Source organism: Desulfovibrio sp. SGI.102, assembly GCF_050314315.1.
In the GTDB taxonomy this organism is placed as follows: domain Bacteria; phylum Desulfobacterota; class Desulfovibrionia; order Desulfovibrionales; family Desulfovibrionaceae; genus Desulfovibrio.
Window position 1 is genome coordinate 1 of record NZ_JBNPNC010000019.1, and the last position, 11589, is coordinate 11589.

Genomic DNA, 11589 nt, shown 5'->3' on the forward strand with positions numbered 1-11589 from the left:
AACATCGTCAGCTGATAACTGCGCCCTTCAAGGCTGGCCGCCAGGGCTTCGCCCTGCTGGCCTCCCCCTGCCATGCGCACCAGTTCCGCATGGCGCTGGCGGGCATCGAGCGGGACGCAGGTCGTGAACGTGGCATTGTCCCGAATGGTCTTGCTGATCTGGAAATGTTTTTGTGCCCGGGCTGCCAGCTGCGGCCAGTGCGTGATGACCAGCATTTGCCGCTGCTTAGCAAGATTTTCCAGCTTTTCCGCAAGCTTGTTTAATGTAAGACCGCCCACGCCGGCATCCACTTCGTCAAAGATATAGGTCGCACTTTCCGCTTTGGGGCGGACGCTCATGAGGGCGAGCAAGAAACGGGAAAGCTCGCCGCCCGAAGCGATCCGGTCCAGCGGCTGGGGAGCTTGGCCGGGGTTGGGGGCCCAGAGGATACGCACCTTCTCATCCATCAGGCCGGGCCAGACTTCCTGCGGCATGAAATCGGGGATGACCCGGACCTGTTCGGAGAATCCCAGCTGGCGCAGTTCTTCTTCCAGCTGACGGGCGAAGTCCGCGGCAGCTTCGCGGCGCTGGGGGAGCAGGGCGGAAAGCACCTCCTGCAGCTGGGCGGCCAGCTGCTTTTCTTCCTTGTCCAGCAGAGTGATGTCCAGCGCGCAGGCATCGAGGAAGGAGATGTTTTCACGGATCTCTTCGCGCAGCTCCAGGATCTCGTCCAGCGAACGGTGCAGTTTGCGCTTGAGCTGGGCCAAAGCGTAGAGCCGCTCCTCCATCTGTTCCACATCGGGCATGTCTTCCGGCAGGGGAGGACGGCGCAAACGGCCGCTCAGATGGGAAAGCTGCTGACGCAGGGCCGTGACGGCATCGGCATCTTCGCTGACGGAGTCGTCTGTCCGCGCCATCTGGTGCAGGCAGCGCTCCAGCCGTCCCAGCATATCGAGCAGGCCGGGTTCTTCCTCACCGTGAAGCAGGCCCAGCGCCAGCTCATACTGCTCGCGGGTCTGTTCGGCGGCACGGACGATGGCCCGCTGCTCTTCAAGGCGTTCTTCTTCCCCGGCTTCAGGGGCGACCCTGTCGATCTCCTGCTGTTGCATCTCCAGAATGTCCCGGCGCTCCAGAAGGTGGGCCTCCCGGGCCCGCAGCTCCTTGCGGCGGGCCTCTACGGAGCGCAGCTGCTCCAGCAGCTCGTCACGCCGGCGCAACAGGTCGGGATCCTTCAAGGTGCTTTCCATGAGCCGGGCCTGGAAGGCAGGCTGCAGCAACTGCTGCTGTCCGTGCTGGCTGGCATGGGCCAGCAGCTGCTCCCGCAGGGAACGCACGCATTCCTGGGAGCGCAGGGCATCATCAACGTACAGGCGGCTGCGGCCGCTCTCGGCCAACAGGCTGCGCCGGATGACGATCTCCCGTCCGTCCATCTGGAACTGTGCTTCGACCTGGGCCTTTTCCGCTCCCTGCCGTACCATATCGGCGCCCAGCCTGTCGCCCAGCAGAAAGCCCAGGGCTTTGAGGATAAAGCTTTTGCCTGCCCCTGTTTCGCCGGTGAGCACGTTCATGCCCGGGGCAAAGTCGAGTTCGGCGTCTTCGATGAGAGCGAGGTTGCGAATACGCAAATATTCCAGCATGGATAGGACCTATTTTTTGAGACGGGGATCAAGGAGGTCACGCAGGCTTTCGCCCAGCAGGTTGTAGCCCAGCACGGTCACCAGGATGGCGACACCCGGATAAAAGGAAAGCCAGGGGGCATCTTCCAGGACGGTCTTGCCTTCCATGAGCATGTTCCCCCAGCTGGCCGTGGGCGGCTGGACACCAAGCCCGAGGAAACTGAGCCCCGATTCCACCAGGATGGCGCCGGCCACGCCCAGCGTGGCGGAAATGAGCACCGGGGCCAGCGTGTTGGGCAGGATGTGGCGCAGCAATATCCGGCAGGTAGAGCAGCCGGACAAACGCGCCGCCGATACGAAATCCCGCTGGCGCAGGCTCAGGGTCTCGGCACGGACCAGACGGGCGACCCCCATCCATGAGGTCAGGCCGATGACGATCATGATGTTGGTCAGGCTCGGTTCCAGAAAGGCGATGACCGAAAGGATCAGGAAAAACGAGGGAAAGCAGAGCATGATGTCCACACCGCGCATGATCCCTTCATCCACCAGACCGCCGAAATAGCCGCTGATCAGGCCCAGTCCCGTCCCGATGCTGACGGAAATGCCCACAGCGACAAAGCCGACCCACAACGAGATCTGTCCGCCGTAGAGCAGCCGGGAAAAAACGTCCCGCCCCAGACGGTCCGTACCCAGCCAGAACATGGAGGACGGCGGCTCCAGAATGTGATCCAGATGCAGGGCATTGGGATCATAGGGCGCGAGCAGGGGAGCACACAGCGCTGCCAGAGACATGACCAGCACGATGCCCAGCCCCAGGCAGAGCATGAGATGACGGCCGAGAAAGCGACGCAGCAAGGGACCACACATATCAGCGAACCTCCCGGCTGCTGCGGATACGCGGATCGGCCAGGCCGTAGCAGACATCCGCCAGCAGGTTCCCCAGCAGGGTCAGCACGGCCCCCAGGACCAGGTTGCCCATGATCATGGTGTAGTCACGGGCCATGACCGCCGCATAGAACAATTGCCCCAGCCCCGGCAGGGCGAAGATGGACTCGATGATGACGCTGCCGCCGATGAGCCCGGGTACAGAGAGGCCCAGCAGGGTGATGACCGGGAGCAGGGCATTGCGCAGGGCATGGCGCCAGATGATCGTGCGGGGGGACAAGCCTTTGGCCTGGGCTGTCAGGATGTAGTCCTGTCGCAGGACCTCGAGTATGCAGGCCCGCATGTAGCGGGACATGCCCGCCAGGCTGCCGATGGTATAGACCAGGATCGGCAAAGCCAGATGCTGCGCCAGATCAAGCACCTTGTCCACAGGGCCGAGACTGTCGAAATTCATGGACGTCAGGCCGGAAATAGGCAGCCATTGCAGATGGATACCGAAAAACAGCATCAGCAGCAATGCCAGCCAGAACGAGGGCATGGCAAAACCGAGGTAGACGAAGACCGTCACGCCCCGATCCAGAAGGGAATTCTGGCGGCAGGCCGAAAGGATGCCGATGGGGATGGCGATGATGAGCGTCAGGATCAGGGAGATGACGTTCATGCCCACGGTCAGGGGCAGGCGCTCCATAATCTTGTCCAGCACGGGCCGCCCGTCCGCTGACATGGACAGGCCGAAATCCAGACGTACCAGGCGTGAGAGCCAGTCCAGATATTGTACATGCAGGGGTTTGTCCAGGCCGTACAGGGCCTCCAGCCGCTGGCGGGCCGCCTCACCGGCCAGAGGATTGAGGGTCGTTTCCATATCGGTGGGCGAACCGGGCGCGAGATGGATGACCCAAAAGCTGATGAGGGTGATCCCCCATAAGACCAGCAGCATCCACAGCAGTTTGCGCACGATGCGCAACGTCAGCTGCAGCAGGGCCGCATTGCGGGATGAACAGACCGCCTGCACGCATATCCTCCGTTATTATTCCGTCCGGGTCATCCACTGCCGCATGTCGGCCACCTCCTGCTGCCATTGCGGCGAAAGGCGCAGCTGGAGGAAGCGGGCATACAGGCTGTCCAGCAGGCCGAGGCAGACTTCCATCAGGTAGATCTTTTCCAGCAGCATGGCGTCCGGGTCGTCATCCTCTTCAGGCTTTTCCACCTTGGGAGTCTTCAGGCTGCCCAGGGTGAAGTCTTCGGCCTTGAGGGTGAACTGGAAGGCCAGTTCTTCCTTTTCAAGTCGGATGAGGGCGCGGGTGACTTTTTTCCCCGTGCCAAGGCCGAAACGGGCCTCGCGAAGAGGGGAGAGGGTCCCGGCAACGGTCGCCGTTTCTTTGGCGTCCCCTTCGCCGCCCTGGACGACGATACGCTGTTCCATGGAGACAGAGAAGGGCTGGCCTTCCTTGTCCACAAAGGCCCCGGGCGCCACATCGCTCTGGTACCACAGCCAGGTAAGGAACTCCTGGCCAAGAATGTTGTCCGTAGAATCCAGACAGGGTGTATCACTCATGGGATGACCTCGTGAATCAGGAAAGGGCGGCGAACTGTGTGGCTTCGATACGATCCAGACGGCTCATGGTCGCTTCGTCGAGCATGGTCTCGGCCAGGCTGTACGGGGTGATCTGCTCAAGATGCAGTTCGAAGGAGTTGAGGAATGCCTCCATGAACAGATCGATCATCTTTCCCTGGGTGGAGGCAAACCAGACCTCATTACGATCCGTTGCCCAGATGACATTGAACTCGGCCGGGATGGGCAGGAAGCGCTGCCGCAGGCGAAGCAGGACCTGTTCCTTGAGTTCCTTCTTGCGCTCACGGGAAATGAACTTTTTGCCCTGTTCCTGCATTTTTTCCTTTTCGGCCTTCAGTGCCAGGGTCAGATGCTTTTTGATGACAGCGGCCGGGATGCGCCGGGTATCCAGACGCAGGGAGAAGAGCAGATAGGCACCTTTGTGCGGCGGGGCCGTCCGCCATTCGGAGTCCAGCATATCCTCGAAGCATACCCAGCCATAGGCCTGCATCTCGGGCAGGTCGTCGATGTCCCGGAAGGCGAACTGGCGCAGCTTGTCGGGGATCTGCGTCCAAAGTTCCGAAGGGATGGGGTCGATGATCCTGAAACGGGTAAAGCTGCACGAAGCATTACAAAAACCCATACTGGCTCCTTTCTGTGATATGCGCCAGGAGGCGTGTCATTCTTGTACGCAGTGCGGCAGATTCTTGCAAGCCCGAAGCCTGTGGATTTCCGTGGGGCAGGGCAGATGCAACATTATATAATATACGCAGTGGATATTTGAGTCAGGTAGCCCGTGGATGCGTCATCGCCGGCGCAGGACAAAGGTCTGGATCGGCCTGGCAGGAAGATTTTTAGCCGGGGAGCCACAGTGAGCATTTCCGGAAGGCTTCTGGTAGCTGGGGCAAGGCGCATCCGGATGATCTATATAGTTATTAGTATCGATTACTAGATGTTAAAGAGGCGGTTTACAAGCATCATGCGGGGCATTCACGATTTTGGGGAACCGATCACATATGGGACATGAAAACTAGGTGTGGGACATGAGACCGCTTCAAATCTCAGCGTCCATTTTTCCATTTCCCATATGGGGATCTCTGCTGCGACCTTCAAAGCAGCAGAGCCCATGGTGAGGAAAAAGGCTTTCGGTATGAAAACCCCTTATTCGTAAAATGCATGATAACCATGTGTAAGTATTAACTATTATTAATGTCCCATAATGATAATTATGTAAACTTTTATCCATGAGACGACGAAGCAGGCACTCCTCTCTCCAGGATCAGACAGAAAATTTTTCGCCATATATTTTTGCTCAAGCTGCACTTTAAGAATAGTCTTGGGCCAGTCAGCATGTACCTGAATTTTTCTGGCGTCTGACTCTGCCGTCTATGGCATTCCCCCGTATGCTTGACATGGCTGCTTTTTTGCCACACCTCTAAGGCATGCACGCCAAATCCTCTTTTTTCCGCAGCCGCGATGGACGCCCCCAGCGTCGTTCCAATCCGTTTGCCCCCAGATCGCCCCAAAATGGTCATTCCTCCCCTGCTCCACGGAACAACAGCTCTTCTCCATCTGGGCTAGAGGAAGATCTGCAGGACGGGACCCGGCTCAACAAGCTCATCGCAGCTTCCGGCTATTGCTCTCGCCGCAAGGCCGATGAGCTTATTTTTGCCGGAGCTGTCCAGGTCAACGGGGTGGTGGAACGTTCTCCCGGCAGGCGCATCCTTCCTGATGACCTCATCCAGGTCGAAGGCCAGCAACTTGCGGCTCTGCCCGCCTCTTTTTCCTATATCATGCTGCACAAGCCCATCCAGGTCATGTGTACGGCACACGATCCGCAGGGGCGTCCTACAGTTTTGGATTGTCTGACAGCGGAGATGCGGCGAAATAGAGTCTATCCTATTGGAAGACTTGACTATTTTTCTGAGGGGCTATTGCTGCTGACCAATGATGGCGAGCTGGCACAGCGCCTGATGCATCCCCGGCATCATCAGCCAAAGACCTACGATGTCCTTGTGCGGGGAACTGTCCCGGCTGCCGCGCTGGCAACCATGCGCCGTGGCATGACATTGGCTGAGGGAGAGCATCTGCGCCCAGTCGAAGTGGAAAGCCGCTTGCAGGCCAATGGGCATACGCGGTTGCGGATGGTGCTGCATCAGGGGGTCAACCGCCAGATCCGCCGCATGTGCCGGGATCTTGGCTTGACCATCCTGCGCCTGAAGCGCATCCGTCTCGGCCCCCTTGGCCTTGGCGATCTTCCTGTGGGCGAGTGCCGTTTTTTGTCAGCCGCAGAGACCGCTGCCCTGCTCCAGGCTGCGGAGATCCGGCGCTCATAAGGGGATTTGACCTGGAGAGTGTGCTGGCCTGATATCAGCAGCTCAAGGAAAACCTTATATGGTGAGTGAGCACAGGGACGTTCTGTCCCGGATGGCAGATACCCAATAGCCCACGCACATGGGATGAAGTATGAAAAAGGACGCCTGACGGCGTCCTTTTTTTATGGTTCAAATTTGCTTATTTGCTCAGGCCAGCAAGCGCTGCAGCAAGGCCTGGGCTTCTTCATGCAGGGCATGCAAATGCTGCTCTCCAAGGAAGCTTTCCGCATAGACCTTGCAGATAGCCTCCGTCCCGGAAGGCCGGATGGCGAACCAGCCGTTCCGGCTGCAGACCTTGACCCCGCCAATGGCAGCTCCGTTCCCCGGGGCTGTCGTCAGGATCTCAGTGACCGGGGATCCCGCTACTGTCCGCATCTGGACATCCTCTGCCTTCAATGATTTGAGGCAGGCCCGCACGTGATCGTCGGCCGGAGCATCCTGGCGCTGGTACAGCGGAGCGCCGAACTGTTCCGTCAGGCTGCGATAGATCTCGTCCGGCCCGCGCTCTTCGCGTGCGGCCATTTCCGCTGCCAGCAGGCAGAGCAAGGGGCCATCCTTGTCGGTGCTCCAGGGGCTGCCGTCAAAGCAGAGGAAGGAAGCGCCGGCACTTTCCTCACAGCCCATGCCGCAGCTGCCGTCTGTCAGATAGGGCACGAACCACTTGAAACCGACCGGGACTTCGATGACCTTGCGTCCCAGCTCCTGGCCTACCCTGTCCAGCATGGCGCTGGTCACCAGAGTCTTGCCGATTCCGGCATCGGCCTGCCACTGGAAGCGGCTGCGGAACAGATGCCAGGCAACGGTGGCCAGATAATGGTTGGGATTCATCAAACCGCTTTTGGCCACGATGCCGTGACGATCCGAGTCCGGATCACAGGCAAAGGCCAGGTCGAAGCGGTCGCGCATATCGAGCAGGCCACTCATGACATACGGCGAAGAGCAGTCCATCCTGATCTTGCCGTCCTTGTCACAGGGAACAAAACGGAATGTGGGGTCGATGACTTTGTTGACCACGGTCAGGCGCAGTTTGTAGCGCTCGGCTATGGGCTCCCACAGGGAAAGGCTGGCTCCCCCCAGAGGATCGACCCCCAGGGAAATACCGGAAGCCGCGATGCTGTCCATATCCAGGATGCGCGGCAGGTCTTCCACATAGCGGGCGGTAAAATCATAGCCCTGCACCAGAGAAGACCGTCGGGCACTGCTGTACGGCAGGCGATGGACGTCACAATTGAGGTGATCAAGATAGATATTGGCCTGCTTTTCGATCCAGGCGGTCACCGCTGTTTCGGCCGGGCCGCCATGCGGCGGATTGTATTTGAAACCACCGTCAGCCGGAGGGTTGTGAGACGGCGTGATGATGATGCCGTCAGCCAGAGCCTGACCGCCGTGCTCGCTGTTCCAGCACAGGATGGCATGGGAGACCGCAGGGGTCGCTGTGGCGGAACCGTCGTGGGAGATGCGGACCTGCACATCATTGGCCGTCAGGACTTCAAGCGCACTGCGAAAGGCCGGTTCCGACAGGGCATGTGTATCTCCGCCCATGAACAGCGGGCCGGTGATACCGTGTTGTTTGCGGTAATCACAGACGGCCTGGGTGATGGCGTGGATGTGGCGTTCGTTGAAGGTCTGCTTCAACGAAGAACCACGATGCCCGGACGTTCCAAAAGACACACGTTGTGCGGCCTGATGCGGGTCAGGCGATTCCGTATAGTAGGCACTGACGAGCGCGGGGATATTCTCCAGAGTCTCGGGCGCCGGCAGTTTGCCGGCATGGGGATGTACTGCCATGATGTATCCTCCTGCCCCTTTCTATCGTTTACCCTGTCGACCCGCAAGCCCCGGGCAAAAAAAGAGGGGGGCTTGAAGCCCCCCTCTCTCGATTGCATATCCGGATTATTTTCCGCTGCTGACAGGAACCGCGCGGAAGATGTTCTCACCACGACGGTTGATCTGCAGCATGACGGCGCCTCGCTTGCTGCCCTCGCCTGCCACGATCTTTGACAGGTCTTCGGGCGAAGACACCGCCTGACGGTTGGCCTTGACGATGACATCACCGGGGCGGACACCGGCTTCGGCAGCAGGCTTGCTGGGATCCACATCCAGGACCAGCAGGCCACCCTTGCCTTCCAGCTTCAGTTCGCGGCGTTCCTCATCCTTGATGGGACGCACCGTCAGGCCGAGCTGGCCCTGATTCTGCTGCTTCTGGCCGGCTTCGGAAGGCTTGCCGCTGTTGACGCCGGTCTGGCGATCGCCCAGCGTCACATCCATGGTCACGGCCTTACCGTTGCGCCACACGTCCAGGGTCACCGAAGTGCCGGGCTTGTGGGCCGCAATGGCTCGCAGCAGGGCCGAGGCGTCTTCCACGCTCTTGCCGTTGACCTTGGTGATGACGTCACCGGCTTCGATGCCGGCCTTGGCCGCCGGTTCATCGTCCAGGACACTGGCCACCAGGGCACCGGAAGGATGTTCCATGCCAAGGGCCTTGGCCGTATTTTCATCCACATCCTGGATGGTCACACCGATCCAGCCGCGGCTGACCTTTTTGCCGCTCTTGATCTGCTCCACGATGCCAGCCGCCATGTTGCTGGGGATGGCAAAGCCGATCCCCTGCCCGCTGGCGATGATGGCCGTGTTGATGCCGATGACTTCACCCTTCATATTCAGCAGCGGACCACCGCTGTTGCCGGGGTTGATGGAGGCATCCGTCTGCAGGAAGTTGTCAAACGGACCGGCATGGATATTACGGTTCTTGGCCGAAAGGATGCCGGCCGTGACCGTGTGGTCCAGAGCAAAAGGATTGCCGATGGCCAGCAGCCATTCCCCTACCAGCAGGGCGTCGGAATCACCGAACTTGAGGAAAGGCAGATCCTTTTTGGCCTCGACCTTGAGCAGAGCCAGGTCAGTATCTTCGTCCGTCCCCACGACCGTGGCCGTCAGAGGGGCAGTCTTGCCGTTGCTTTCGTCCAGCGTCACCTGGATGCTGTCGCCATCGGCCACCACGTGATAGTTGGTCACGATGTAGCCGTCAGGCGAGATGATGAAACCGGAACCACGCGACATCTGTTTTTGCGGAGGACGCTTTCCGCGCGCATTGGGACCGCCGAAGAATTCGAAGAAGCGGTCCGCTCCCGGCGGCATGCCACGGAACATCTCGCCGAAGAATTCCTCAGGACCGGCCGCAGCCGGGGAGGTCCGCTCCGCACTGATGTTGACGACAGCCGGGCCGCATTTGGCAGCCAGTTCACTGAACTCAGGAAGGCTGGCCGCCTGGGCGAATTGCGCTGCCGTGAACAGGACAAGAGTCAGCACGGCAGGGAGAAAGTGTTTAATCCTCATACAGGGCACACTCCTTAGCGTTTGTTTTGCAGAGCCTTTTGCAAAGCCTGTGCCATGATGCTCATACCGGCATCCTTGGGAGCGGAACTGGTGTGCTGTTTCCAGGATTTGTCTTCGGCGGCGGAAGCTTCTTCCATGCCTTCGGGGGCCAGGCTGATGCGGCGGGCAGTGGTATCCACGGACTGCACGACCAGGGTCACGCTGTCGCCCTTGTCCAGCTTGGAGAATTCACCGCTGTTCTTGGCGTTCTTGATGACGCCGGCGGGCAGCAGACCGGTGATGCCGGGAGCCAGGCTCACGAACAGGCCGAACTGGCTGCGGCTTTCCACCGTACCGGTCACCACGGTACCGGCAGCGAAACGCTGGTCGGCATCCTGCCAGGGATCGCCTTCGGCGTCACGCAGGCTCAGGGAGATACGGCGGCTTTCCACATTGATCTCCTTGATCTTGACGGAGATCACGTCGCCCACGTTCACCACGTCCTCGGCCTTGTTCACGCGCTTGGTCCAGGACATTTCGGAAAGGTGCACCAGGCCTTCCACGCCGGGCAGCAGTTCCACGAAGGCACCGAAGGGAGCGATGCGCACGACCTTGCCTTCCACCACGGTACCGGCGGCCAGACGGTCAGCGGCCTGCAGCCAGGGATCGCCTTCAGCCTTCTTGCGGGACAGGGAGATGCGGGTGCGGCCCTTGTCGTCCTTGCTGACGGACAGCAGCTTGGCGCGCACCATGTCGCCCACGGCCACAGCTTCGTCAGCGCTGTTCACGCGGGACCAGGAAAGTTCGGAAAGATGGATCATGCCTTCCACACCGGGGGCCAGTTCCATGAAGGCACCAAAGGAGGCCAGACGGGTGATGCGGCCTTCCACGGTATCGCCCACATTGAGGGAAGCCAGGACCTTTTCCAGGTTTTCCTGACGTTCGCGATCCAGCAGGGCGCGGCGGGAAACCACGATGTTGCGGCCGCGGTTTTCCACACGGATGATGAGGAACTGCATGGTGCGGCCCACCAGAGCTTCGGCGTCAGCCACGCTCACGCTGTCCATCTGGCTGCCGGGACAGAAGGCATTCTTGCCCATCACGCTGACAGTGTAACCGCCCTTGCAGGTACCGGTCACGCGGCCATCCACGGGCACACCGGCGTCGCGGGCGTCTTCCAGGGCGGCCATACCGGCGCCACTCATGGAGCGGGACAGACGGATCTCACCAGCGGAGGTACCCACAACATAGACTTCGATGCTGTCACCGGGGGCAACGCTTTCGTTGCCTTCGGCATCGAGGATGTCCTTGCGGTCCATGATACCATCCAGCTTGATGCCCACATCCACAAAGACAGAGTCACCGGTGATGGTGATGATGGTGCCCGTCACTTTCTGACCAGGCTGCAGGCGCACAGTGCCGGCTTCCTGGGCCGCGAACATGGCGGCGAAGTCTTCGCTGCCTTCTTCGAAGGTGGACAGATTCTTTTCGTCAGTCATGGTATATTTGCTCCTTAAACAAATAATTTCCTGTGAAGTCCCCTTGTATAGCGCATTCACCGCCAGAAAACAACAAAGATGCTGGCAGCAATTCCGGCACAGGATATGGCTAATTTTTGGACAGGTGGACAATTTTTGGACGATGCTCTCTGACAGGACGGCAGAGAAAACAATTCTTGCAAAAAGTTAATGTAGAACTTTAAGAAAAAGGGATTCAAAAGAGCAGGCCGACCGTATATGTCCGGTATCCATATCGCACGCGCTGCAGGGATTAAATTTTTCGGAACCATTCTCAAAAACACATAGCTCAAATTTTGATTTTAAGCCCTTAAAAATTTTTTTTCGACCCAATAATCATAAACTCCAGA

9 protein-coding genes are annotated in these 11589 nt (G+C 59.4%); 1 reads left to right on the forward strand and 8 read right to left on the reverse strand.

What is annotated here, in order from left to right:
• The 5 genes from ACQRCJ_RS05890 to rdgC all read right to left on the reverse strand — a co-directional run.
• Window positions 1–1616, reverse strand: a 1616-nt coding sequence (locus ACQRCJ_RS05890) for a DNA repair protein RecN (RefSeq protein ID WP_427799473.1), incomplete at its 3' end; no start/stop codon positions are given.
• A 9-nt stretch (window positions 1617–1625) separates the two neighbouring features.
• Window positions 1626–2462, reverse strand: a complete 837-nt coding sequence (locus ACQRCJ_RS05895; RefSeq protein WP_040369298.1) for an ABC transporter permease — start codon at window positions 2460–2462, stop codon at window positions 1626–1628.
• Between the two features lies 1 nt (window position 2463).
• A complete protein-coding gene (locus ACQRCJ_RS05900) occupies window positions 2464–3492 on the reverse strand; it encodes an ABC transporter permease (RefSeq protein ID WP_303933192.1) in 1029 nt (342 codons plus the stop codon).
• Between the two features lie 15 nt (window positions 3493–3507).
• Window positions 3508–4035, reverse strand: a complete 528-nt coding sequence (locus ACQRCJ_RS05905; protein WP_072332943.1) for a hypothetical protein — start codon at window positions 4033–4035, stop codon at window positions 3508–3510.
• 16 nt (window positions 4036–4051) lie between these two features.
• Window positions 4052–4675 (reverse strand): recombination-associated protein RdgC, encoded by a 624-nt coding sequence (rdgC, locus tag ACQRCJ_RS05910; protein WP_303740002.1) that lies wholly within the window; start codon window positions 4673–4675, stop codon window positions 4052–4054.
• Between the two features lie 946 nt (window positions 4676–5621).
• Between rdgC and ACQRCJ_RS05915 the strand changes: the two genes are divergently transcribed.
• Complete coding sequence (locus tag ACQRCJ_RS05915) at window positions 5622–6368, forward strand: pseudouridine synthase (RefSeq protein WP_304006466.1); 747 nt, start codon at window positions 5622–5624, stop codon at window positions 6366–6368.
• Window positions 6369–6554: 186 nt separating this feature from the next.
• On the opposite strand, the gene pgm is transcribed toward ACQRCJ_RS05915, so the two are convergent.
• From pgm to ACQRCJ_RS05930, 3 genes are all read right to left on the reverse strand, one after another.
• On the reverse strand, window positions 6555–8195 hold the full coding sequence (gene pgm, locus ACQRCJ_RS05920) for a phosphoglucomutase (alpha-D-glucose-1,6-bisphosphate-dependent) (RefSeq protein WP_168935739.1): 1641 nt from the start codon (window positions 8193–8195) through the stop codon (window positions 6555–6557).
• Window positions 8196–8300: 105 nt separating this feature from the next.
• Window positions 8301–9743 (reverse strand): DegQ family serine endoprotease, encoded by a 1443-nt coding sequence (locus ACQRCJ_RS05925; protein WP_168935738.1) that lies wholly within the window; start codon window positions 9741–9743, stop codon window positions 8301–8303.
• Window positions 9744–9757: 14 nt separating this feature from the next.
• On the reverse strand, window positions 9758–11221 hold the full coding sequence (locus tag ACQRCJ_RS05930) for a 30S ribosomal protein S1 (RefSeq protein WP_168935737.1): 1464 nt from the start codon (window positions 11219–11221) through the stop codon (window positions 9758–9760).
• Between the last annotated feature and the right edge of the window lie 368 nt (window positions 11222–11589).